The sequence below is a fragment of the Agathobaculum sp. Marseille-P7918 genome, from assembly GCF_900625105.1.
Lineage (GTDB): Bacteria > Bacillota > Clostridia > Oscillospirales > Butyricicoccaceae > Agathobaculum.
Genome location: NZ_UYYD01000001.1, coordinates 311160 through 335842, shown reverse-complemented (window position 1 = coordinate 335842; position 24683 = coordinate 311160). Strand labels below are relative to the sequence as shown.

The window sequence follows — 24683 nt, the reverse complement described above, 5'->3', positions numbered from 1 at the left end:
GAATCTGCGGGCGGGCTGCGGCTCGCCGCAGATCAAAAAGGAGGAATGTTCCTTGCAGATAGAGAAAACCCTGCATACGCTGTGCGCTTTGCCGGCGGTGAGCGGGTTTGAAGAACAGGCGGCGCAGGCGGTTGCCGCGCTGCTGCGGCCGCTGTGTGATACGGTCGAGGTAGACCATAACGGCAATGTGCTGGGCTACAAGGGCTGCGGTCGCAAGCATGCCAAAACCGTGCTGCTCGACGCGCATCTGGACCAGATCGGCTTTGTCCTCACCGATGTGCTGGATGGCGGCTTTTTGCGTTTTGCGCCGGTCGGCGGCGTCGATCCGCGCATGCTGCTCGCCACCGAGGTGACCATTCTGGCCGATGAGCCGCTGTACGGCGTGGTCAGCTGCATGCCGCCGCATTTGCTCAAACCGGGCGAGCAGGATAAGGCCGTGCCGATCGATCAGATGCTGATCGACACCGGTCTGGAAAACGCTAAAGAGAAAATCCGTGTCGGCACGCCGATCGTGTTCGCGCAGCAGCCGGTGAAGCTGCTCGGCGGACAGGTTTGCAGCAAATGTCTGGATGACCGGGCGGGTGTTGCCGCGATTTTGCTGACGCTGGAAAAACTCAAAAAGCACAAAAAGCGCCGCTGCAACGTTGCGGTGCTCATCAGCGCGCAGGAAGAGGTCACCGGTCTCGGCGCGCAGACCGGCGTGTTTGCGGTGCAGCCGGAATACGCGATCGCGGTGGATGTGACGCACGGCAAAACGCCGGACGGTCCGTCGGACGGCGTGTTCGAGCTGGGCAGCGGCCCGGCCATCGGCATGGGACCCAACCTGCACCGTGCGCTGACCAAAATGCTGATTAAAACGGCCAAGGCCAACGACATCGACTATTCGCTTGAGGTGATGGAGGGCAACACTGGTACGAATGCGTGGACGATGCAGATCGTCGCGCACGGCATTGCGACTGCGCTGCTGTCTATCCCGGAGAAATACATGCACACACCGGTCGAGGTGGTCAAAACGTCCGATGTGGAGGACGTGGCGGAACTGATGTATCGCTTCCTGTGCGACTTTGACGGGGAGGTGGAAGCATGACCGAACTGCTGCAAACGCTGTGCGCACTGCCCGGCCCGTCGAGCTGTGAGGACGCGGTGCGCAATTTTGTGCTCAAAAAGGCGAAGCCTTTTGCGGATGAAATCCGGACGGATGCCATCGGCAATGTGATGGTGTTCCGTAAGGGAAAAAAGGCGCTGGATCGTCCGGTCGCCGTGTGCGCGCATATGGACGAGGTCGGCGTGATCGTCAAAAAGATCACCGAGGACGGCATGCTGAAATTCGGCTTTGTCGGCGGGGTAGACCCGCGCGTCGTGATCGGTAAAGGCGTGCGGTTTGGCGACATACGCGGCGTCATCGGCATCAAGGCGGTGCATCTGACGACCGCTTCCGAGCGCCGCACCATGCCAAAGACCAAGGATTTGTATATTGACATCGGCGCGACCAGCCGCGCAGCCGCCGAAGAGAAGGTGTCACTCGGCGACTATGGCGTATTTGACTCGGATGTGGTGCTGTTTGGCGACGGTCTGATTAAGGCCAAGGCGATCGACGACCGCATCGGCTGTGCGACGCTGCTGACGCTGCTCGAAGAGCAGCCGCCGGTCGATACCTGGTTCTGCTTCACCGTGCAGGAAGAAACCGGCCTGCGTGGTGCGGCGAGCATGGCCTATGCGCTCGACCCAGGCTTTGCGCTTGTGATCGAAGGCACGACCGCGGCCGATCTGGCCGAGGTCACGGACGGCAAGGCCGTCTGCCATGTGCGCGGCGGCGCGGTGATCCCGTTTATGGACGGCGCGACCATTTACGATGCATCACTGTTTGAATTGCTGCGCGACGCGTGTATCCGGCGCGGGATTGCGTGGCAGACCAAGACCCGCATTTCCGGCGGCACGGATGCAGGCCGCATCCACAAAAGCCGGGCGGGTGTGCGCGTGTGTGCGGTAGCTGCCCCGGTGCGCTATATCCATTCGCCGTCGAGCGTGGCGGCGCTGAGCGACTGTGAGGCGGTTTTGCAGGCAGCGCGCGCATTTCTGGAAGAACTGGGAGGAGAAACCGAATGAGCAAGGTTTTTGATTTATGGAACGAGGTCGGCGGCGCGTTCGGTCCGTCCGGCCGCGAGGATGCCGTGCGTGAGGCGATTGCGGCGATCGCGGGCGAATATATTGACGACGTGACCACCGATGCGCTCGGCAATCTCATCTGCCGAAAAAAGGGAAGCGGCAAAAAGGTGCTGTTTGCCGCACACATGGATTCGATCGGCGTGGTCGCCACCTATATTGACGAAAAGGGCTTTATCCGCTTTTCGCAGGTTGGCGGCCTGTTTAAGGGCGATCTCATCAATATTATGGTGCGGTTTGCCAACGGCACGCGCGGCGTCATCTCTTATGAGGAGAAAACGCCGTTCAAGGATTTGACGCTGGACAACCTGTTCATCGACATCGGCGCAAAGGATCGTGCGGACGCAGAACAGCAGGTGCAGGTGGGCGATTTCGCGGTATTTGAAGCGCCGCGCTTTGAGCAGAACGGTGTGCTGTGCGGCCCGTATCTGGATAACCGCATTGGCTGTGTGACCCTACTGCGTGCGATGGAGCAGATCGGGGAGACCGACAATGACCTGTACTTCGTGTTCACGGCGCAGGAGGAAGTCGGTCTGCGCGGCGCAGGCGCGGCGGCGTTCGCCGTGCAGCCGGATGTCGCGATCGCGGTGGATGTGACCGACACGGGCGATCTGCCCGAGCGAAAGACGCCGATGGCGGTCGATATGGGCAAGGGCCCGACGGTCAAGGTGATGGACCGTTCGGTGATCTGTACGCCGGCGGTGTGCGCGGCGCTGGAGCAGGCGGCAGCCGATTGCGGCGTTGCCACCCAGCGTGAGATTTTGCAGTTTGGCGGCACGGATACAGCCGCGCTGCAAAAGGCGCGCGCGGGCGTACAGGCAGGCGCCGTGTCCATTCCGACGCGGTATATCCACTCGCCGAGCGAAATGTGCGCGGTCAGCGACGTGGAGGATGCGGCAAAGATGCTGGCGCGCTTTGCGGTATCGTTCGGGGCGTAAAATTAAAAAAACGGTGTCCAATCGGGCGGGAACAGCGGAAACGCTGGTTTCCCGTCCGTCTGGGGGCTGGATAATTTCGGGTTTTTCGCAGATTTTCCTTGACAAAGCCCGTCAAATTTGATATTCTATTTTAGCAAGATTTATTAGAAATCGGAAATCCGGGTGTAGCGCAGCTGGTAGCGTGCTTGACTGGGGGTCAAGAGGCCGCAGGTTCAAGTCCTGTCACTCGGACCAGACGGAGAGTCCATTTTGGACTCTCCGTTTTTCATTATCATCATGCAGCCATGCGGAAAACGGGGGAGACGGCCATATGTCGGCGGTTCATATGACGGAAGGGAATATCACCAGACATCTGGTTCGTTATGCCGTGCCGCTGGTTTTGGGCAATCTGTTCCAGCTGACCTATAATGCGGCGGATTCGATCATCTCAGGGCGGTTTATCGGCAAGGAAGCGCTTGCGGCGACCGGCATGGCAAGCCCGGTGATGAATTTGCTGATCCTCGGTATTTCCGGCATCTGTATGGGTGCGGGTGTGCTGATGAGCAACTATTTCGGCGCGGGCAAGCAGGACAAGCTCAAGCGGGAAATGGCGACAACGCTGTTGTTTGGCCTGCTGTTTTCCGCCGCGGTGGCGGCGGCGGGCATCTGCTTTGCTGTGCCGCTGCTGCAGCTGCTGCAGGTGCCCCAGGAACTGATGCAGATTACGACCGCTTATCTGCGGATCATTTTCATCGGTGCACCGTTTACCTATTTTTACAATGCGCTGGCGGCGGCGCTCAAGAGCGTGGGGGATGCGCAAACGCCGCTGCGGTTTTTGATCGTGTCGTCGCTGCTCAATATCACGCTCGATATCGTATTCATCGGATGGCTTGGATTCGGCATCGTGTGTTCCGCCGTGACGACCGTCGTGGCGGAAGCCGTGTCCGCCGTGTTGTCCATTGTGTATATCTATCGAAAGGTGCCACTGTTGAGGCTGCGTTGGCAGGAATGGCGGATCGATGCGGCGATGCTCCGGCAAACACTGCGGTATGGTCTGGTGACGGCACTGCAACAGGCCTGTCAGCCGGTCGGCAAGCTGCTCATTCAAGGGACGGTCAATACGCTTGGCGTGGATGTGATCGCGGCGTTCAATGCCGTCACGCGGGTGGACGACTTTGCTTTTACGCCCGAGCAGAGCATTTCGCACGGTATCACCACGTTTGTGGCGCAAAACCGCGGCGCGGGGCAGTTCCGCCGTGCGCGGGAAGGATTGTGGCGCGGTCTGCGGCTGGAAAGCCTTTACTGGGTGCTGATCTGTGCGGCGGTTTTGCTGCTGCGCCGGCCGGTGATGGGGCTGTTCGTCAGCGACGCGGACGCGCAGGCCGTAACCGGTCTGGGTGTGCAATATCTGACGGCAATGGCGTTTTTCTATCTGTTTCCGGCGTTCACCAACGGCATACAAGGCTTTTTCCGCGGTGCGGGAAAGCTTCGCATTACACTGCTCGGTACGTTTATCCAGACTTCATTGCGCGTGGTTTTCACCGCGCTGCTTGCGCCGCGTTGGGGGATCTTCGGCATCAGCATCGCCTGCGCGATCGGCTGGAGTGTGATGCTGCTGTTTGAGTTTCCGTATTATTTCTGGTATATCCGGCATTCTGAAACAGACTGAACGAAAAGGCCCTGTCTCCATGGGAGAGACAGGGCCTTTTCTATGGGAAAACAGGAAGGATGTTATTTTGCCGCGCGGTGCAGCACCAGCGATTCATAGGGACGCAGGTGCAGCTTGGTCTGGACCGTGCTGTCCGGATAGTTGGACAGCAGGCAGGTGAAGCCGTCGAGATCGACCGGGCAGGTCCAGTCCGTTTCGGTGCGGTAGAAGTTGTTGACGACGACCAACTGCTCGCCGTTTAAGCGACGGGTATAAGCCAGCACCGACGGGTGCTGCTGGTCAAGCGGGGCAAAGTCGCCATAGGCGATCACGTCGTACTGCTTGCGCAGCGCGATCAGCTTTTGATAGTGTGTGAACACGGAATCCGGGTCGCCAACCTGCGCCGCGGCGTTAATGCGGGTGTGGTTGGGGTTGACGCTGATCCACGGTTCCGCCGTGGTGAAGCCGCCGTGCGCGCTCGCGTCCCACTGCATGGGCGTGCGCGCATTGTCACGCGAGTGCACGCGCAGGATGTCATAGACGCTGTCCTCGTGCAGGCCGCGTGCCCGCAGGATATGATAGTGGTTGATGCTTTCCACGTCGCGGTATTGGTCGAGCGAGGTAAAGCCCGCATTGGTCATGCCGATCTCCTCGCCCTGATAGACGTAGGGCGTGCCGCGCAGACAGTGCACGACCGTGCCGAGCATCTTGGCCGACGGTGCCCAGTACTCGCCCTCATCGCCAAAGCGGGAGACGACGCGCGGCTGATCGTGGTTGCACCAGAACACCGCGTTCCACGCATTGTGGTCGCTCATACCGGTCTGCCATGAGAACAGGATGTTCTTGAGCTTTAAGAAGTCAAACGGTACCAGCACCCATTTTTCGTTGCCGACAAAATCGACTTTGAGGTGGTGGAACGAGAACACCATGCTCAGCTCACCGGTGTCCGCACCTGCGTAGCGGTAGCAGTTTTCCATGCTGGTGCTGCTCATTTCGCCGACCGTGATGATCTCGGCATCCGTGCCGAAGGTCGCAGCGCTCAGCTCATGCAGGAATTCGTGAATGCGCGGGCCGTCGGTGTAGAAACGGCGGCCGTCGCCCTGATCGTCGGACTTGTATGAGCCTTTGCTGATGAGGTTGACCACGTCGAAGCGGAAGCCCTTGACGCCCTTGTCCATCCAGAAGCGGATGACTTTTTGCAGCTCCTGCCGCACACGAGGATTTTCCCAGTTCAGGTCGGCCTGCGTTGGGTCGAACAGGTGCAGGTACCACTTGCCCTTTTCGGGCACATACTGCCACGCATTGCCGCCGAACTTGCTCTCCCAGTTGTTCGGAGGCGTGCCATCCGCGCCGCCTTCGCGCCAGATATAGAAGTCCTCGTATTCCTTGTCGCCTGCGAGCGCCTTTTGGAACCATTCGTGTTCGGTCGAGGTGTGGTTGAACACCATATCGAGCATCAGGCGGATGCCGCGCTTTGCGGCTTCCTGGGATAGTGTTTCAAAATCCGCCATTGTGCCGAAACGCGGATCGACCGCGCAGTAGTCGGCCACGTCATAGCCGTTGTCGCGCTGCGGGGAAGGGAAAAACGGGTTGAGCCAGATATAATCCACGCCCAGCGTTTTCAAATAGTCGAGCTTGGCAGTCACACCGCCGAGATCGCCGACGCCGTCTCCGTTCGAGTCAAAAAAGGATTTGAAATAGCACTGATAAACAACGCTTTTGCGAAAATCGTACATCTTGTGTTTCCTCCTGGTTCAGGACAGTTCGGCGATGGCCGTCTCGCCGTGCTTGGCGTCAATGCCTGTGTGGAACATCATATTGGTGTGGCCCGCGGGTTCGGTGACGATAAACACCGTGGTTTTGGGGTGGCCGGCAGCCGCGATCTTTTCCGGGGAGAAGGAGATCAGTTTGTCGCCCGTCTTAACGTGGTCGCCTTCATGGACGAACAGGGTGAAGCCGTCGCCCTTCATGTCTACCGTGTCCACGCCGATGTGGATGAGCAGTTCGGTGCCGTCCGCGAGCTGCAGGCCGCAGGCGTGGCGGCTGTCCTCCATGACGACCGAAACGGTGGCGTCCGCCGGCGCGTAGATCGTGTCGCCGGTCGGTTCAAAGGCTATGCCTTCCCCCATGACGCCCTTGGAGAACACATCATCCGGCACTTCGGAGAGCGGCAGGGTATGGCCGTCACAGACCGCCTGGAGGGTGATGGAAGCGGTCTCGGACGGAGCCTCGACGGCCGCCGGTGCGGATGGTTCCGCCGCAGGCGCGGCTGCCGGTGCGGTTTCGAGTACGCGGTCCTCGCGGGACAGCTTGCGGCTGCCGACGATATAGGTTAGCACGAACGGCACGACGATCGCCGCGGCCATTGCCAGCAGGAATTTACCCCAGTATTCCGGAAAGATGGACAGGATGCCCGGCAGGCCGCCGACGCCGATGCTGATGGCTGTGACGCCGGTGCCGATCGAGATGACCGCGCCGCAGGCTGAACCGATCATGCCGCAGACCAGCGGGAAACCGTACTTGAGGTTGACGCCGAACAGTGCCGGCTCGGTCACGCCCAGATAACAGGAGATGCATGCCGGGATGTTGACCTGCTGCGCGCGCTCATTGCGCTTCTGCAGGAAGGACATGGCGAGCACCGCCGAGCCCTGTGCGATGTTGGACAGCGCGATCATCGGCCAGAGGTTGGTGCCGCCATAGGTGTTGACCAGCTGCGAGTCGATCGCGTTGGTCATGTGGTGCAAGCCGGTCATGACAATCGGCGCGTAGAACAAGCCGAACAGCGCGGCAAAGACCAGTTTGAAGTTGGATGCCAGGCCCATGTTGACGATGTTGGCGATAAAGTCGCCGATCTTCCAGCCGATCGGACCGACAACGGTATGCGCGATCAACACAGCCGGAACCAGTGCACAGAACGGCACCACGACCATGCTGACGACTTCCGGACAGATCTTTTTGAAGAATTTCTCTAAGTAGACCAGCACGAAGCCCGCCATAATGGCTGCGACGACCTGTCCCTGATAGCCGATCATCTGCACCTGCGCAAAGCCGAAGTCCCAAACCGGGATTTCGCTGGCCGGGGTAGTGGCGACCGAGAAGCCGTTGAGCAGCTGCGGGGAGATCAGCGTCAGGCCGAGCACAATGCCGAGAATCTGGGTTGTGCCCATCTTTTTGGTGATCGACCAAGTGATGCCGACCGGCAGGAAGTGGAAGATCGCCTCGCCGATCAGCCACAGGAAGCTGTACATGCCCGCCCAGAACTGGGACACGTCAGCCAGCGACTGTGTGCGTCCATTCAGCAGATCGACTTCGCCGATGATGTTGCGGAAGCCGAGCACAAGGCCGCCGCAGATCAGCGCCGGGATGATCGGGGCAAAGATTTCGCCCAGCGCGCCCATGATACGCTGAAGGGGATTCTGGTTGGTTTTGGCCGCGCTCTTGACCGCGTCCTTGCTTACGCCTTCGATGCCGGCGAACTTGGTGAATTCCTGATAAAAGTTTGCCACGTCGTTGCCGATGATGACCTGATACTGACCGGCCTGCGTAAATGTGCCTTTGACGCTAGGAATCTTTTCGATTTCCTTTTCGTCCGCCTTTTTCGGATCGACGAGCACAAAACGCATGCGCGTCATGCAGTGCGAAACCGCCTGAATGTTGCCCTTTCCGCCGATCTTATCGAGCAGCGTTTGGACGTCCTGCTGGTACTTTCCCATGAATTTTCCTCCCGTTTTTTTGTTGCCCGCAAACTTGTTCAAACAAGTTGTTTATTGAGGATAGGATACTGCTTTGAAAGCGGGAAAACAAGCCGATTCTTTAACAAAAAATTCAAAATTTTTTTGGGTGTATTGCTGAGCGAAATGGGGAAAACGACAATAAAATGTTTTGCAATTCGTGCAAAAAGCTAATGCATCCGATATATGATTGGATTTTTTGTGAATTTACGGAACAAGGTGCCGCAAGCGTGCGGGGATGTGTTATAATAATAAAATGAGTTTGTACTGCGAAGAGGTGTGCCATGCCAAAGGCGAAATATGAACAGCTGTATCAGTTCTTGAAGGAAAAAATTGAATCCGGTGAGTATCCGCCGCAGGAGCTGTTGCCAAGTGAGCATACCTTAATCGCGGAGCTGGGGTGTTCGCGCAACACACTGCGCCGCGCGGTGGCGGAACTGGTGCGGGTGGGCTATGTGCAGACCATGCAGGGCAAGGGCATGCGCAATATTTTCCAGCCGAGTCAGCAGACGACTTTCACACTGGGGACGATCGAGACATTCAGCGAGTCCGCTGCGCGCAATCAGCAGCGCGGCACGAACAAGGTATTGGTGTTTTCTTCGGTCGAAGCGGATGCGCGGCTGGCGGAAAAGACCGGCTTTGCGGAGGGGACGCCGCTGTATTACATCCAGCGCCTGCATTACTTGAACGGCCGTCCGCTGATTTTCAACCATAGCTATTTCCGGCAGGATGTGGCGCAGGGCCTGACGCGCGAGATCGCGGAAGGGTCAATCTATCGTTATCTGGAAAACGAGCGGCATATCTCTATCATCAACAGCAAACGTGTGGTGACGGTGGAGAAGGCTACGCCGCTTGACCTGCAATATCTGGATATGGGTGACTGCAACTGCCTTGCGGTCGTGAGCAGCCATACATACAACAGCGATGGGGTGATGTTCGAGTATACCCAGTCGCGCCACCATCCGAACTTTTTCCGGTTTCAGGATAATGCGGTGCGGCGCTCTTCGGCGCACGGCAGACCGGAAGAAAAATAATACATCGCAAACCAATGAACACAGGCAAAGGAGCAACACAATGAGTAAGAGCAAACGTTTTTGGGGCATTTGCGGGATTTTGGCAGCGCTGCTGCTGAGCGGCTGCGGCGGCGCAGGAGAGCAGAATACCGCTGCGGATACGCAGACAGACGAACTGGATACGGCGCAGACTGAAACCCAGACCGAAACGACGGGCATCGGCACGCATCATGCGGAGATCAAGATACAGGACATGGGTACGATCACGGTGGAACTGGACGGCGACGCCGCGCCGATCACCGTGCAGAACTTCATGGATCTGGCGAAAGACGGCTTTTATGACGGCCTGACCTTCCATCGCATCATCAACGGCTTTATGATGCAGGGCGGCGATCCGAACGGTGACGGCACCGGCGGATCGGACCAGACCATCAAGGGTGAATTTTCGGAAAACGGTGTGGAGAACGACCTGTCGCACACGCGCGGCGCGATCTCAATGGCGCGTGCGAAGGATATGGACAGCGCGTCCTCACAGTTTTTCATCGTCCATCAGGACAGCACTTATCTGGACGGACAGTATGCCTGCTTCGGCTATGTGACCGACGGCATGGATATTGTCGATCAAATTTGCGAAAACACGCCGGTGGAGGACAGCAACGGCACTGTGCTGCCGGAAAATCAGCCGGTGATCGAAAGTATTACCATTTTGGATTGAACAGATACAAGAAAACCGTCTCCTTTAGGAGACGGTTTTTTCTATCAGAACAATGCAATATCTGCGCGGAGCTGTGTCAGGAAGTATTCGGCGGCTTTGGACATGGCAGCATAGCGTTTCCAGACCAGTTTCATATCCAGAGTGATATCCGGATACAGCGGACGGAAGCAAAGGTTGCTGTTGCCGCTGGTATTGATCAGCTTGTCCAGCAGCAAAACATAGCCCATTTTTTCGTCTGCCATCAGCGAAGCATTGTACGCCAGATTGTAAGTCGCGCTGATTTGCAGTTCGGCTGTGGGCTTTTGTATCCATTGCAGGAAGCTTGGCAGATGGATCATCTGGCGGGACAGGATGAGCGGTTTGTCCCACAGATCTTCCGGTGTGATGTGATCTTTTTGCGCAAGCGGCGCATCCCGGCGCATCAACACACCCCAGTGATCCTGCATGGGCAGGGAAAGATGATCGTATTTGGAGGAATCGCCGGTACCGAGCAGCAGACCGAAATCAAAAAGTCCTTTGTCCAGCCGGTCCATCAGGTCTTGACCATCGCCGCTGACGATGTGAAAATGTACATCTGGATATTCGGTTTGGATTCGGTGCGCCACACGGGCGATGACGCGCAGGGCATCGGTTTCGCCCGCGCCGATAAACACGTCTCCAGCGATGCCGTGGCCCGACTGTCGGATTTCATTTTCGGTCTTTTGCACCAGTTCGACAATCTCCTGCGCGCGTTTGCGGAACAGACGGCCTTCTTCGGTCAGCCCGATTTTGTGATTGCGTTTGCCGCGCACCAAAAGCTGTTTGCCGAGTTCCTCTTCCAGATCTTTCAGCTGACGCGAAATGGTGGGCTGCGTCAGGTTCAGATGCTCCGCCGCAGCGGAAATGCTCTGCTCCTGTGTGACAGCCAGAAAATATTCCAAAACCCGAAGTTCCATATTGTACCTCGCTTTCCGATGGGAGGGGTTCAAGGGATGCCATCAGTGTACGAAAATTAATATATGCTTGTCAAGCATGACAGAACAAAAAAGATAGGCATTTGCTATTTGAATGGTTTCTTTTTATAATAAAGACATAGAAAAGATACATAGCAATGCCCGGAAAGGAGAAAAGTCATGCTGGGAAATTTCGTGTATTGCAATCCGACAAGATTGTATTTTGGCGAGCAGGCGCTGGACGGCCTGCAAAAAGAGCTGGAAAAATACGGGGAAAACGTGCTGCTGGTTTACGGCGGCGGCTCGATCAAGAAAAACGGGATTTATGATGCCGTGATGCGGATTTTGCAGTCGTGCGGCAAACATGTGATCGAGGACGGCGGCGTGATGCCCAACCCGACCGTGGAAAAGCTGTATGAGGGCTGCGCACGGGCCAAGGAAGGCAAAGCCGACCTGATTTTGGCTGTTGGCGGCGGTTCGGTGTGCGATTATGCCAAGGCGGTATCGGTTTCCGCCTATTGTGAGCAGGACCCGTGGGAGAAATATTACCTCAATATGGAGGATGTGGACAACCAAATCATTCCGGTCGGCTGCGTGCTGACCATGGTCGGCACCGGCTCGGAGATGAACGGCGGTTCGGTCATCACCAACCATGCGCAGAAACTCAAGATCGGCCATGTGTTCGGCGACAACGTGATGCCGAAATTTGCGATCCTCAATCCAAAATTCACTTTCACGCTGCCCAAATATCAGATGACAGCGGGCTTTTTCGACATTATGTCGCATATTCTGGAGCAGTATTTTTCCGGAGAGGACGACAACACCTCGGATTACGTCATGGAAGGCCTGCTGCGTTCGCTGATCCACAGTTCGCGCATCGCGGTGAACAACCCCACGGATTATGAGGCGCGCAGCAATATCATGTGGATCGCGACTTGGGCGCTCAATACTTTTGTGGCGATGGGCAAGGCGACCGACTGGGAAGTGCATATGATCGGCCAGTCCATCGGCGCGTACACGGACGCTACGCACGGCATGACGCTGTCGGCGGTTTCCATTCCGTATTATAAGTTTATTTTGCCCTATGGCGTGCAGAAATTCAAGAGGTATGCGGTCAATGTTTGGGATGTGGACCCGGCGGGCAAGACGGATGAGCAGATTGCGCGCGAAGGACTGGACCGTATGGAAGCATACATGAAGGAGATCGGGCTGGTGATGCATATCTCCGAGCTGGGGGTAACCGAGGACATGCTGGAAGGCATTGCGGACGGTACCTTTATCATGCAGGGCGGCTATCGCGTGCTGACGCATGAAGACGTAGTACAGATCCTCAAGGCGAGCATGTGAGGGAGGCAGCAAAAATATGGGTAAGAATGTGTTGATCATTGCTTCCAGTCCGCGGCGCCACGGCAATTCCAACCGGTTGGCCGAGGCGTTTGCCAAAGGCGCATCGCAAGCGGGCCATCAGGTGCAAATGGTGTATCTGTGTGAGAAAAACATCGGGTTCTGCCGCGGCTGCCTGACCTGTCAGCAGACCATGCGCTGCGTGATCCGCGACGACGCGGATACCATTGCGCAGCAGATGGGTGCGGCAGACGTGCTGGTGTTTGCAACGCCGATCTACTACTATGGCATGAGCGGCCAGATGAAGACCATGCTAGACCGGGCCAATCCGCTGTTTCCGTCCGAGTATGCCTTCCGGGATATCTACTTATTGACCGCGGCAGCGGAGGACGATCCGGAAACGCCGGAAGGCGCGGTGCATGGTTTGCAGGGCTGGATCAGCTGTTTTGAAAAAGCGCATTTGGCAGGCAGTGTGTTTGCCGGCGGCGTGACGGACGCAGGAGATATTGAGGGCCATCCGGCGCTGCAAACCGCGTTTGAGATGGGCAGTGGGATTTAACAGGAAAGGAAGCGTATCATAATGGCAGTTAAGCAGACGGCAGGACGGGATTCACTGGGGGAATTTGCCCCCAAATTTGCCGAACTCAATGACGATGTATTGTTTGGACAGGTTTGGAGCCGGGAGGATAAGCTCTCGCTGCGCGACCGCTCGCTGGTGACGGTGGTGTGCCTGATGGCGCAGGGACTGGTGGATGCTTCGTTCCAGTATCACCTGACTACGGCCAAGAACAACGGCATTACCCGCACCGAGATCGCGGAGATCCTGACGCATGCGGCGTTCTACGCAGGCTGGCCCAAGGCATGGGCGGCGTTTCGCATGGCAAAGGAGGTCTGGGCGGACGAAGAACAGGCCTCGGACGGCAAGACCGCGCACCAGAACCAAATGGTGTTCCCGATCGGCCAGCCGAACGACGCATATGCGCAGTATTTTGTCGGACAGAGCTATCTCGCGCCGGTCTCGACCGAGCAGGTCGGCATTTTCAACGTGACCTTTGAGCCGGGCTGCCGCAACAACTGGCATGTCCACCATGCGGATCAGGGCGGCGGACAGATTCTGGTGTGTGTGGCTGGCAGGGGCTATTATCAGGAATGGGGCAAGCCTGCGGTCGAACTGCATCCGGGCGATACGGTCAATATCCCGGTCGGTGTCAAGCATTGGCATGGCGCCGCGCCGGACAGCTGGTTCTCGCATCTGGCGGTCGAGGTACCCGGTGAAAACGGCAGCAACGAGTGGTTGGAAGCCGTGGATGACGCAGCTTATGCTGCCGCATGCGGACACAACGCTTGACAAACCGTTCGACAAGTGATAACGTAATATACTAGCAAGGGAGCTTCCGTGGGAGGCTGAGAGGAGGTTTCGACCTCGACCTTACCTGATTTGGATAATGCCAACGTAGGGATGCTGGTGCCGCACATGCGTGCGGGTATTTTCGGACGCGAAGGAACATCCCAATGTGGGATGTTCCTTTTTTATTGGACGGATGAACAGGAGGAAATACAGGATGAAAAAGGTGCTTACGATTGCCGGCTCGGACTGCTCGGGTGGCGCAGGTGTGCAGGCGGATCTCAAAACCATGGCGGCGCACGGCGTGTTCGGCATGAGCGTGATCGTATCGGTGGTGGCGGAAAACACCGCCCGCGTGATCGATATTCAGGATATCAGTCCCAAGATGATCGAGGAGCAGATCGACGCGGTGTTTGAGGACATCGTGCCGGATGCGGTCAAAATCGGCATGCTCTCTTCACCTGCGTGCATGAAAGCGGTTGCGGGCAAGCTGGCGCAGTACAAGCCGCAGCATGTGGTCATCGACCCGGTGATGTTTGCCAAAAACGGCGATGCGCTGATGGACCCCGCGTCCGTCGGCACGCTGATCGAATCTGTGCTGCCGTTTGCGGACATCTTGACGCCCAACATCCCTGAGGCGCAGTATATCGCAGATATGCAGATCAAAACCCCGGCGGATATGGAAGAGGCGGCGCGCCGCATCTATGCCAAGGGCTGTCGCAATGTGCTGGTCAAGGGCGGCAAAAACATGGCGGGCGCGGTGGACGTGCTGTATGACGGCACGGATTTTCACCGCTATGAGATCGTGCAGCTGGATACCACCAACACACACGGCACGGGCTGTACGCTGTCATCTGCAATTGCGTCCAATCTGGCGCTGGGGTATTCCATGCCGGAATCGGTCGAGCGCGCCAAGGCCTATGTGACCGACGCCATCCGGCATGCGCCCGGTTTCGGAAACGGCTGCGGGCCGCTCAATCATTTTTGTCGTATTTTTCCGGAGGAGTGAACATCAATGAAAAAACAATCCATTCGCAAACTGACGATTGCGGGCCTTTTGGTGGCAGTGGCGGTTGTCGGCAGCCTGTTTTCCATCCCAGTGCTGGGTGCAAAGTGCTCGCCTGTGCAGCATATGGTCAACGTGCTGGGCGCGGTGCTGCTCGGACCGTGGTATGCCTTCGGCATGGCGTTTGCCGCCTCGCTCATCCGCAACCTGCTGGGACTGGGCAGTCTGCTGGCGTTCCCCGGCTCGATGATTGGTGCGCTGCTGTGCGGCCTTGCCTATAAGCTGTGCCCCAAACTGCCGGTTGCCTATGTCGGCGAAGTGTTCGGCACGGGCATTCTGGGCGGCATCGCGTCCTATCCGATCGCGGCAGTGCTGATGAATAACTCGGCCGCAGCGCTCTTTACCTTTGTGCCGTCCTTCCTGGTTTCGACGGCGGTCGGCGCGGCCATCTCGGTCTTTGTGCTGGCAGCGCTCAAGCGCACGCAGGTATTCAGCCAGCTCGAGGGGGCTCTGCGGTGACGGAAAGCCTGAAACAGATCCTGTTACATACCCAAGCGGTGCGGCCGATGGTGCATTCGATCACCAACAATGTGACCATCAACGACTGCGCGAACATCATCCTTGCGGCGGGCGGTACGGCCATCATGGCGCAGGATGAGCGTGAGGTTGAGGAGATCACGTCGCATGCGGACGCGCTTGCGCTCAATATGGGCGCGCTGCGTGCCCAGGAGGCCATGCTACTGGCTGCGCGTACTGCCAAACGGCTGTGTCATCCGGTCGTGCTCGATCCGGTCGCGGCGGGGGCAAGCCGCCTGCGCAGCGAAATGTGCGGCCGTCTGCTGGCCGAACGGCTGGTGTCGGTCATCCGCGGCAATGCGTCCGAGATTCGTGCGCTGGCCGCAGGGCAGGAGAACGCTGCTGGCGTGGAAGTCGATGCGCTCGACCGCGTGACCGAACAAAACCTTGCCGAATCTGCCGCGTGGCTGGGACAGTTCAGCCGGCAGACCGGCGCGGTCGTCATGCTGACCGGCGTGATCGACCTGATAACCGATGGACAACGCACCGCAGTGCTGCGGGGCGGCAGTGAGCTGATGGGTCGCATTACCGGCGCCGGTTGTATGCTCACGTCGCTGACCGCATTGTACTGCGGTGCGAATCCAAATAAATTATTTGAGGCCGCAGTTGCGGCGGCGGAGGTGATGAACCGTTGCGGAGAACAAGCGCAGGTGCGCGTGCGTAAAGAGATGGAGGGCACCGCTTCCTTTCGCACACGCCTGATCGATGCGGTCAGTTTACTGACTGCTGATGATCTGGCAAACGCACATCAAATTCAACTGATTTAAGCAAAAACACAACAAGTGCTGCCGGCAATCTGCCGTCAGTCCAATTCGTTCATTGGGGGTACCACCTTGAAAAATAACAAAACCACCGAAAGACTGCTGGACGCGTCCCGGGAAATCTGGGCGGGTTATTTGACCCATCCCTTTGTCCGGGGCATTGCAGACGGCAGCCTTGCTGTAAACAAATTCCGTTTCTATCTGTTGCAGGACTACCTGTACCTGTTCGATTACGCAAAGGTATTCGCGCAGGGTGTGGTCAAGTCCCGCGAACCCGAGGTCATGCGGACGTATGCTTCCTATGTGGCCAGCATCTTGAACGGTGAAATGGAGGTCCATCGCGGCTATATGGCGCGGCTGGGCATCACGGAGGCGCAGGCGGAGTCCGTCAAGCCCTCGCTGAGCAATCAGTCCTATACCGCCTATATGCGCGCGGTCGCGGCGGAGGAAGGCCCGGCCGAGATTATGGCGGCTGTGCTGTCCTGCGCGATCAGCTATGAGTACATCGCCAAGTGGATCGTCAAAAACTACCCTGACGCGGAAAACCACGACTTTTATGGCGAATGGGTGCGCAGTTACGCGAGCGAGGGCTACGCTGCGGAAAACCAGCGTCTGATCGCGCTGATGGAGCGACTGAGCGCGGATTACACCGAGCCGCAGCTTCAGCGGCTGACCGATATTTTCGTCGATTGCTCGCGTTATGAGGCGATGTTCTGGGACATGGCGTGGAACGAGGCGATGTAAGACAATGCTCGAGTTTCAAAACGTCGTTTTCCAGTATGACAGCGAGGATTTCAACATCATCGACGGCCTGTCGTTTCACATCGAGAAAGGCGAGTTCGTTTCAGTCATCGGCCCGTCGGGCTGTGGCAAGTCCACGATTTTTCGCCTGACCAATCAGCTGTTGCCCAAAAAGTCGGGCGAGATTCTGGTCGGCGGGGAGAAGATCGACGGGCGGCGCGGTTACTGCGGCTATATGCCGCAGCGCGACCTGCTGTTTCCGTGGCGGAGCGTGCGGGATAACCTGTGCTTGCCCATGGAGATCCGCGGCGGCATCAGCCGCGCGGAGATGGTACGCCGCGCGGACGAGACGCTCGCGCACGTCGGCCTGACCGGCTGGGGCGACAAGCGTCCGGACGAGCTGTCCGGCGGTATGCGGCAGCGCGCGGCCTTTGCGCGCACGCTGCTGACCGGCTCGGAACTGCTGCTGCTGGACGAGCCGTTCTCCGCGCTGGATTTTCTCACGCGCATCAATATGCAGGAGTGGCTGCTTGACCAGTGGGAGAGCGACCACAAGACCGTGCTGTTCATCACGCATGACGTCGAAGAGGCGATTTTCCTGTCCAGCCGCGTGCTGGTCGTTGAGGAAACACCGATCCGCCGGCTGGTGTCATTTGACGTACCCGTGTCGTATCCGCGCACGCGTGCGTGCCTGACCGAGCCCGGCATGCTCGCTCTGCGCGAGCAGCTGATCGACCTGCTGCGGCGGGAGGTGTCGGCATGAAGAAAAACGCAAATCTGCCCGCGCTGCTGTTTCTGTTTGCGCTGCTGATCGTATGGCAGGCGGGGGCAATGGGCATGAATGCGGCGTATATCCTGCCGTCGCCGACGCAGATTCTGGTGCGCATGTGGGAACTGCGCGGTCCGCTGCTGACCGCACATCTGCCCGCGACGTTGCTTTGCACGGGAATCGGCCTTGCGATCTCGATCGTGCTCGGCCTGCTGCTCGCTGTATGGATGGATGCCAGTCCGGTTGCGGAGAAAATGCTCTATCCGCTGATCGTCGCCTCGCAGACCATCCCGACCACCGCGCTTGCACCACTCTTTGTGCTCTGGTTCGGTTACACGATCTGGAGCAAGGTGCTGGTGACCGTGCTGATCACATTTTTCCCGATCGCCATTACCGTGTTCGACGGGTTCCGCTCGGCCAGCACGGACATGATCGACATGCTCAAAACCTTCGGCGCGGGCAAGCGTGCGATCTTTCTCAAGCTCAAGCTGCCTGCGGCACTGCCGTACTTTTTCTCGGCCATCAAAATGGCGATCCCGCTGTCCATCATCGGTGCGGCGATCGGCGAATGGCTGGGTGCGCAGGCGGGTCTGGGCTACTTCAGCCGCCGCATGATGACCCAGCTGGACGGCGCGGGCGTGTTTGCGCCCATCGTGCTGCTCAGTGTTGTGGCAATGGTGGCGGTGGCCATCGTGTCGTGGATCGAGAAAAAGGTCGTCACCTGGCGCGGCAGTTTATAACAGAGATACAACAGAAAGGAACGGAATATAAATGAAAAAGAGATTTTTTGCCGCGCTGGCGGCATGTGCGCTGCTGCTGAGCGGCTGCGCCGGCGGCCAGACGGCCGGAGATAACGCGCAAAACACGGAGGATACGAACAGCGGCGATCTGCGCGAGCTGACCGTGGTGCTCGACTGGTATCCGAATGCGCTGCACGCATTCCTGTATCAGGCAGAGCAGGCCGGTTACTTCGCGGAGGAAGGCTTGAAGGTCAACATCCAGCCGCCGGCGGGCGTCAACGACGCGATGAGCATGGTCGCTGCCGGCAAGGCGGATATCGGCCTGTATTATCAGCAGGACGTCATTCAGGCGCGCGTGGAGCAAGATGTGCCGGTCAAGTCGATCGCGGCTGTTGTGCAGGCACCGCTGAACATCATTCTTTCGCTCAAGGAGAAGAACATTACCGAGCCTGCCGATCTGGTCGGCAAGACGGTCGGCTATGCAGGCACCGAGCTGTCCGAAGCGCTCATCCGCAGCATTATGAAGAACAGCGGTCAGGACCCGTCGAGCGTGAAGATGGTCGATGTTGGTTTTGACCTGATGAGCTCGATGGTGACGGGTAACGTCGATGCAACGATCGGCTGTCTGGTCAACCACGAAGTGCCGCAGATGGAGAAGGAAGGCTTTGAGGTCAACTATTTCTTCCCGGACGACTACGGTGTGCCGCAGTACTACGAAGGTATTTTCCTGGCAAACGACGACATGATCGAAAACGAGCCGGAGGTGCTCGCGGGCTTCCTGCGCGCCTGCGCTAAGGGCTTTGATGATTTCCAGAACGATACCGACGCAGTTTTGCAGGTGCTGCTGGACAATCAGGACGAATCCAACTTCCCACTGGATCCGGATGTGGAAAAGCAGTCCTGTCAGACGCTGCTGCCGCTGATGGAGACCGCGGATGCGCCGTTCCTCAGCCAGAGCGAAACCTGCTGGCAGGAGAACATCGACTGGATGTATGATGAAGGTCTGATTTCGACCAAGCCAGACGTTTCCGAAGTGATGGCGACCATCGATTTTTGAGTAAATTCGGATTCTATGCAAGTAAAAAGCCGTTTGGGAGCATGTATGTTCCCAAACGGCTTTCTTTTTTGTGTTGCGGTTACGGCTGCGCACTGTTGGCTGCCTGATAGGCTTCCAGCTGCGCGGCAAAGACCTTATCCAGTGCGGGCCAGCTGCGCTTGAGCGATACCGGACGGTCATCGCGTCCCATGAAGCAGTGGCGGCTTTCGCCTTCACAGCGCAAGGTGTCCGTCTGCGCATCGCGCACCTCATAGTGCAGCGCCATGCGGACACCGTTGTACTCGGTGATCTGCGCGTAGATCAGCACGGTATCGCCAAAGCGCGCCATAGTTTTGTATTTGCAGTGCACCTCGAGTACCGGGCTGCCGAAGCCTTCCGCTTCGATGCGGTCGTAGCCGTAGCCAAGCTGCTCGAGCAGATCGACGCGGGCTTCCTCAAACCAGCGGATATAGTTGGAGTGATGGACGATGCCCATGCCGTCGGTCTCGTAATACTGTACTTTGTGTTCATAGGGGGTCATAGCATTGATTCCTTTCCAAAAGAGAAAGCGCCCGACGGGGCGCTTCGGTTTGTTTGATACAGCGGACCGCGCGCCAGACGCGGCCAAAACAAAAGCGTGGACGGTTTTGCACCTCTATGGTAGCACAAAAAACAGCGTTTGTCGAGCGTCGGGCAGACAAACTCAGATACGCTGACGGAACAGGCCGTGGCGGTTGCAGTACCAGTACAGCATGCCGTGTCCGCGGATGAAAAAGCGGGCCTGTGCATTGCCTTCCGGGTAGAGCTTGACTATGTCAAACCGGTCGCCGGTAACGCAGGCGAGGAAGGAAATGTAGTGGCTTTTGGTCATCGGATGGTCGATGGTGACATAGTGTTCGTGCTCGATCACCTCGCACTGCACGGCGTGTTCCGCATCCGCTTCTTCCGCTTCGAGCGGCGGCAGTGTCAGCCCGCAACAGGAAATGACGGCCGGACCGGTGCTGTGCAGCACGTTGCCGCAGATCGGGCAGACATACAGCTGCGAGCGCAGCAGATTGGCTGCGCGGTTGGTATTGATGACCTGCTCGCCGCTGAGCAGCTCGGGCAGGGAAACCTGCAGGACGCTTGCCAGGGATTCAAGCAGGGAAACGTCGGGAAAACCCTTGCCGGTTTCCCATTTGGAAACGGCTTTATCGCTCACGCACAGCTTTTCGGCCAGTTGTGCCTGCGTCATGTGCTTTGCCTCGCGCAGCCGCTTGATGACCGCGCCTGTGATATAGTGATTCATATGTTTTGCTCCTTTCATACCGTAGGATACCATGCGGAATGCCGGGGAAGCAACCTACGAAACGTAGAGTGTCAGCAAAGAACAAGAAAAACGCCGGCACAATGGGTGCCGGCGTTTATTGTTGCGGTAGGGACGGTTACTTGAAGTACTTGACGCCGTTTTCGAAGATCGGCTGGTACTTTTCGCCGTAGATGTTGCGGCCGACGAACGGGCTGTAACGCTCGGTGTGGCCCATTTTGCCGAGGACGCGGCCGTCGGGCGAGGTGATGCCTTCGATCGCGCACATCGAGCCGTTCGGGTTCCAAGCGATATCCATGGACGGGTTGCCCGCAAGATCGGTGTACTGGAACGCGATCTGGCCGTTTTTCGCGAGGTCGTCAATGACGTGCTGCGGGGCGACGAAGCGGCCTTCGCCATGCGAAATCGCGATCGAGTGCAGGTCGCCGACGTTGCAGGACGACAGCCACGGACTCTTGACCGAGGCCACGCGCGTGGTCACATAGCGGCTCTGGTGACGGCCGATCAGGTTGAAGGTCAGCGTCGGGTCGTCGCCGGTCATCTCGTCGCGGATCTCGCCGTAGGGCACCAGACCCAGCTTGATGAGCGCCTGGAAGCCGTTGCAGATGCCGAGCATCAGGCCGTCACGCTGACGCAGCAGTTCGTGGATCGCGTCCTTGATGCCGGGGCCGCGCAGGAACGAGGCGATGAACTTGCCCGAGCCGTCCGGCTCGTCGCCGCCCGAGAAGCCGCCTGGTACAATGACCATCTGGGCGCGGCGGATGGCGTTTTCCAGCTGCTCTGCGCTTTCCGCAAGCGCGCTGGCGGAGTAGTTGCGCACGACGATGATTTCGGCCGCGCCGCCTGCGTTTTCCACCGCGCGCGCGGTGTCATATTCGCAGTTGGTGCCCGGGAATACCGGGATGACGGCCAAAGGCTTGGCGGACTTGACGGCTGGCGCCTTGGTATTGCGCTCGGTGTAGGAGACAGTAGTCAGGTGCTCGTCCTCAGCCGGCGCCTTGGTCGGGAACACGCTCTCCAGGCGGCCTTCAAAGGCGTTCGTCAGCTCGTCAAGAGAAACCGACTCGCCTGCGACTGTGATCTTCTCGTCTGCGGTCGTGCGGCCGACCAGCCAGTAGGCGGGCAGTTCTTCCGCCGCTTCGATCAGGATGCCGCCGAAGTTTTTGAGGTACAGCGCTTCGGTCGGGAAGGATTCGTCAAACGCAAAGCCGATCTTGTTGCCGAGCGCCATTTTGCAAATGCCCTCGGCGATGCCGCCGACCGACAGCGCCCACGCGGAAACCGCCTTGCCGGATGCAATGAGGTTTGCAACCTCGTTCCAGACGTGCTTCATGGTTTGGTAATCTGCCGAGCCATCCTGGAAGTACGGTGCGTCGAAGAAGTAAACCGGATGGTCTGCTGCCTTGAATTCGGGCGAGATCAGGCGGGACGCATCCTGCGGGGCGATCGCAAAGGAGACCAGCGTGGGCGGTACGTCCATGTCGTCGAACGAGCCGCTCATCGAGTCCTTGCCGCCGATCGCGCCGAGGCACAGCTCTTCCTGCGCGGTGTATGCGCCGAGCAGCGCAGAGAGCGGCTTGCCAAAGCGCTTCGGGTCCTTGCCCAGACGCTCGAAGTATTCCTGGAAGGTGAGGTAGGCGGTTTCAAAGTCGCAGCCCGCGGCCACGAGCTTGGCCACCGATTCAATCACTGCGGCCGATGCGCCGAGGAACGGGTTCTGCTCGGTGTAATAGGGGTCAAAGCCGAACGCCATGACAGATGCGGTCTCACACTGGCCGTTCTGCGCGGGCATGGTTGCTGCCATGACCTGCGTCGGGGTCAGCTGATACTTGCCGCCGAAGGGCATAAAGACCGAGTTTGCGCCGATCGAGCCGTCAAACCGCTCGACCAGACCGCGCTCGAGGCAGATGCCGAGGGTGGAAGCGTGGTTGAGCAGCTTTTCCGCTTCGGTTTTGCCTTCCGGCGCACAGGAAATGGACGGCGCGGGCAGGGCAGCAACCTCGGCGGTCACATGCTTGGCGCAGCCGTTGGTATTGAGGAAGTCGCGCGAAACATCTACGATCGTGTTCCCGTTCCATGTCATGCACAGGCGGTTCTTGTCCGTGACGACAGCCACAACGACCGCTTCGATATTCTCTTTGGCAGCGGCGGCGATGAACGCATCCGCGTCCTTTGCGCGAACAACGACCGCCATGCGTTCCTGCGATTCGGAGATGGCCAGCTCGGTGCCGTCCAGACCGTCGTACTTCTTCGGAACAGCATCCAGATTGATGTCCAGACCGTCGGCCAGCTCGCCGATGGCGACCGATACACCGCCCGCGCCGAAGTCGTTGCAGCGGCGGATCATACGGGTGACGTTGCCGTCGCGGAACAGGCGCTGGATCTTGCGCTCCTCGGGCGGGTTACCCTTCTGGACTTCTGCGCCGCAGGTCTCGAGCGACGCTTCGGTGTGCTTTTTGGAGGAGCCGGTGGCACCGCCGCAGCCGTCGCGGCCGGTCTTGCCGCCGAGCAGGATGACGATATCGCCCGGCTCGGGCACTTCGCGGATGACGTTTTCCAGCGGCGCCGCGCCGACAACCGCACCGATCTCCATGCGCTTGGCGACATAACCCGGGTGATAGATTTCATGCACCAAACCGGTGGCCAGACCGATCTGGTTGCCGTAGGACGAATAGCCTGCCGCTGCGGTCTGGCACAGCTTGCGCTGCGGCAGCTTGTGTTCGAGTGTCTCGGAGAGCGGCACCGTCGGGTCGCCCGCGCCGGTCACGCGCATGGCCTGGTAGACGTAGCTGCGGCCGGAGAGCGGGTCGCGGATCGCGCCGCCCAGACAGGTCGCCGCGCCGCCGAACGGTTCGATCTCGGTCGGATGGTTGTGGGTCTCGTTCTTGAACATCAGCAGCCAGTCTTCGTAATGGCCGTTTACCAGAGCCTTGACCTTGATCGAGCAGGCGTTGATCTCTTCGGATTCGTCAATGTTCTTCAGATAGCCGCGCTTTTTGAGCACTTTGGCGCCCGCCGTCGCAATATCCATGAGCGTGACCGGACGCTTTTCCGCTTTTTCCTCACCATAGACCTCGATGCGCGCCGCGAGATAGCGGTCGAACGCATACTGCACCATCGGGTCGTCGATCTTGGTGCCGTCGATCTCGGTCAGGAAAGTGGTGTGGCGGCAGTGGTCCGACCAGTAGGTGTCTACCATGCGGACTTCGGTGATGGTCGGGTCGCGCTTTTCCTCGTCGCGGAAATAGGCCTGCAGGAACTTGAGGTCGTCCAAATCCATCGCAAGTCCCATGTGGGTCAGCAGGTCATTCAGTGCGGCTTCGTCCATATGGATGAAACCAGTGACCGATGCAACCGTCGTCGGGATGGCATAATCCACCTTGAGGGTCGCGGGCTTGTCCATCGACGCCTCGCGCGCTTCAACGGGGTTGATCAGGTAGCCGCGGATCTTGTCCATATCGGCGTCCGACAGTTCGCCTTCGAGCACATAGATCTTTGCCGCCGCAACCGTCGGGCGCTCGCCGCCGGTCAGCAGCTGGATGCACTGTGCGCAGGAGTCCGCGCGCTGGTCGAACTGGCCGGGCAGCGGCTCAACCGCGAGTACCGTGTGAGCGCCTGCCGGACGGGGGAAGTCCTCGTCGTAGCATACGTCCGCCATCGGCTCGGAGAAAACGATGCCCTTGGCTTTTTCATAGGCTTCCGGGGCGAGTCCCTCGGTATCATAGCGGCAAAGATACCGCACATGGGTCAGGCTTTTGACTTCCAGCAGGTCGTGCAGGCTGGAAAACAGACTGCGCGCTTCTACATCAAAGCCCGGTTTTTTTTCGGAATAACAACGATTGACGCTCATGTATCGTGTCCTCTCCTTCATTCGATAAAAGATATTTTTATTTTACCTGTTTTATGGGCATAAATCAATCGGTGAGGGCGACAAAATATC

22 protein-coding genes, 1 tRNA gene and 1 riboswitch are annotated in these 24683 nt (G+C 58.4%); of the genes, 17 read left to right on the top strand and 6 right to left on the bottom strand.

Annotated features, from left to right (window positions below; genetic code table 11):
- Positions 1 to 52 precede the first annotated feature (52 nt).
- From EJL02_RS01560 to EJL02_RS01540, 5 genes are all read left to right on the top strand, one after another.
- Positions 53 to 1087 carry a M20/M25/M40 family metallo-hydrolase gene (locus EJL02_RS01560; protein ID WP_243114372.1) on the top strand — a complete coding sequence of 345 codons (1035 nt, stop codon included), beginning with the start codon at positions 53 to 55 and terminating at the stop codon, positions 1085 to 1087.
- The gene (locus EJL02_RS01555) at positions 1084 to 2106 is read left to right on the top strand and encodes a M42 family metallopeptidase (RefSeq protein WP_125114653.1); all 1023 of its coding nucleotides are present in this window, start codon (positions 1084 to 1086) and stop codon (positions 2104 to 2106) included. Before EJL02_RS01560 ends, EJL02_RS01555 begins: the two co-directional genes overlap by 4 nt.
- Positions 2103 to 3101, top strand: coding sequence for a M42 family metallopeptidase (locus EJL02_RS01550; protein ID WP_125114652.1), 999 nt, complete (start codon positions 2103 to 2105; stop codon positions 3099 to 3101). The genes EJL02_RS01555 and EJL02_RS01550 overlap by 4 nt, the downstream gene beginning before the upstream one ends.
- Positions 3102 to 3259: 158 nt before the next feature.
- Positions 3260 to 3335: transfer RNA gene (locus tag EJL02_RS01545), tRNA-Pro, on the top strand.
- Between the two features lie 76 nt (positions 3336 to 3411).
- Positions 3412 to 4749: an MATE family efflux transporter gene (locus tag EJL02_RS01540; protein ID WP_125114651.1), complete on the top strand. Its 1338-nt coding sequence runs from the start codon at positions 3412 to 3414 to the stop codon at positions 4747 to 4749.
- A gap of 62 nt (positions 4750 to 4811) precedes the next feature.
- Here the strand turns inward: EJL02_RS01540 and treC are convergent, their stop codons facing one another.
- Positions 4812 to 6464: an alpha,alpha-phosphotrehalase gene (gene treC, locus EJL02_RS01535; RefSeq protein WP_125114650.1), complete on the bottom strand. Its 1653-nt coding sequence runs from the start codon at positions 6462 to 6464 to the stop codon at positions 4812 to 4814.
- A gap of 18 nt (positions 6465 to 6482) precedes the next feature.
- Positions 6483 to 8441, bottom strand: coding sequence for a PTS system trehalose-specific EIIBC component (treP, locus tag EJL02_RS01530; RefSeq protein ID WP_125114649.1), 1959 nt, complete (start codon positions 8439 to 8441; stop codon positions 6483 to 6485).
- Positions 8442 to 8743: 302 nt separating this feature from the next.
- Here treP and EJL02_RS01525 point away from each other — a divergent pair, with 302 nt between their 5' ends.
- Positions 8744 to 9493 (top strand): GntR family transcriptional regulator, encoded by a 750-nt coding sequence (locus EJL02_RS01525; protein WP_125114648.1) that lies wholly within the window; start codon positions 8744 to 8746, stop codon positions 9491 to 9493.
- Between the two features lie 40 nt (positions 9494 to 9533).
- Positions 9534 to 10187 (top strand): peptidylprolyl isomerase, encoded by a 654-nt coding sequence (locus EJL02_RS01520; protein ID WP_125114647.1) that lies wholly within the window; start codon positions 9534 to 9536, stop codon positions 10185 to 10187.
- A 44-nt stretch (positions 10188 to 10231) separates the two neighbouring features.
- Here the strand turns inward: EJL02_RS01520 and EJL02_RS01515 are convergent, their stop codons facing one another.
- Complete coding sequence (locus EJL02_RS01515) at positions 10232 to 11122, bottom strand: LysR family transcriptional regulator (protein ID WP_125114646.1); 891 nt, start codon at positions 11120 to 11122, stop codon at positions 10232 to 10234.
- A gap of 177 nt (positions 11123 to 11299) precedes the next feature.
- Between EJL02_RS01515 and EJL02_RS01510 the strand changes: the two genes are divergently transcribed.
- From EJL02_RS01510 to EJL02_RS01465, 10 genes are all read left to right on the top strand, one after another.
- Positions 11300 to 12466, top strand: coding sequence for an iron-containing alcohol dehydrogenase (locus EJL02_RS01510; protein WP_125114645.1), 1167 nt, complete (start codon positions 11300 to 11302; stop codon positions 12464 to 12466).
- Between the two features lie 16 nt (positions 12467 to 12482).
- On the top strand, positions 12483 to 13022 hold the full coding sequence (locus tag EJL02_RS01505; RefSeq protein WP_125114644.1) for a flavodoxin family protein: 540 nt from the start codon (positions 12483 to 12485) through the stop codon (positions 13020 to 13022).
- A 21-nt stretch (positions 13023 to 13043) separates the two neighbouring features.
- Positions 13044 to 13811, top strand: coding sequence for a carboxymuconolactone decarboxylase family protein (locus tag EJL02_RS01500; protein ID WP_125114643.1), 768 nt, complete (start codon positions 13044 to 13046; stop codon positions 13809 to 13811).
- 26 nt (positions 13812 to 13837) lie between these two features.
- A riboswitch (TPP riboswitch) is annotated at positions 13838 to 13941 on the top strand.
- A gap of 84 nt (positions 13942 to 14025) precedes the next feature.
- The gene (gene thiD, locus EJL02_RS01495; protein ID WP_125114642.1) at positions 14026 to 14817 is read left to right on the top strand and encodes a bifunctional hydroxymethylpyrimidine kinase/phosphomethylpyrimidine kinase; all 792 of its coding nucleotides are present in this window, start codon (positions 14026 to 14028) and stop codon (positions 14815 to 14817) included.
- Between the two features lie 6 nt (positions 14818 to 14823).
- A complete protein-coding gene (gene thiW / locus EJL02_RS01490; RefSeq protein ID WP_125114641.1) occupies positions 14824 to 15333 on the top strand; it encodes an energy coupling factor transporter S component ThiW in 510 nt (169 codons plus the stop codon).
- Positions 15330 to 16157 (top strand): hydroxyethylthiazole kinase, encoded by an 828-nt coding sequence (gene thiM / locus EJL02_RS01485; RefSeq protein WP_243114371.1) that lies wholly within the window; start codon positions 15330 to 15332, stop codon positions 16155 to 16157. Before thiW ends, thiM begins: the two co-directional genes overlap by 4 nt.
- Positions 16158 to 16223: 66 nt before the next feature.
- Positions 16224 to 16895, top strand: coding sequence for a thiaminase II (gene tenA, locus EJL02_RS01480; RefSeq protein ID WP_125114640.1), 672 nt, complete (start codon positions 16224 to 16226; stop codon positions 16893 to 16895).
- 4 nt (positions 16896 to 16899) lie between these two features.
- Positions 16900 to 17655 carry an ABC transporter ATP-binding protein gene (locus EJL02_RS01475; protein WP_125114639.1) on the top strand — a complete coding sequence of 252 codons (756 nt, stop codon included), beginning with the start codon at positions 16900 to 16902 and terminating at the stop codon, positions 17653 to 17655.
- Positions 17652 to 18401: an ABC transporter permease gene (locus tag EJL02_RS01470; RefSeq protein WP_125114638.1), complete on the top strand. Its 750-nt coding sequence runs from the start codon at positions 17652 to 17654 to the stop codon at positions 18399 to 18401. Before EJL02_RS01475 ends, EJL02_RS01470 begins: the two co-directional genes overlap by 4 nt.
- Before the next feature lie 31 nt (positions 18402 to 18432).
- Complete coding sequence (locus EJL02_RS01465) at positions 18433 to 19458, top strand: ABC transporter substrate-binding protein (RefSeq protein ID WP_125114637.1); 1026 nt, start codon at positions 18433 to 18435, stop codon at positions 19456 to 19458.
- Positions 19459 to 19537: 79 nt separating this feature from the next.
- On the opposite strand, the gene EJL02_RS01460 is transcribed toward EJL02_RS01465, so the two are convergent.
- The 3 genes from EJL02_RS01460 to EJL02_RS01450 form a co-directional block, all read right to left on the bottom strand.
- The gene (locus EJL02_RS01460) at positions 19538 to 19978 is read right to left on the bottom strand and encodes an acyl-CoA thioesterase (RefSeq protein ID WP_125114636.1); all 441 of its coding nucleotides are present in this window, start codon (positions 19976 to 19978) and stop codon (positions 19538 to 19540) included.
- A gap of 162 nt (positions 19979 to 20140) precedes the next feature.
- Complete coding sequence (locus tag EJL02_RS01455) at positions 20141 to 20725, bottom strand: helix-turn-helix domain-containing protein (RefSeq protein WP_125114635.1); 585 nt, start codon at positions 20723 to 20725, stop codon at positions 20141 to 20143.
- A gap of 136 nt (positions 20726 to 20861) precedes the next feature.
- Positions 20862 to 24593: a phosphoribosylformylglycinamidine synthase gene (locus EJL02_RS01450; RefSeq protein ID WP_125114634.1), complete on the bottom strand. Its 3732-nt coding sequence runs from the start codon at positions 24591 to 24593 to the stop codon at positions 20862 to 20864.
- Between the last annotated feature and the right edge of the window lie 90 nt (positions 24594 to 24683).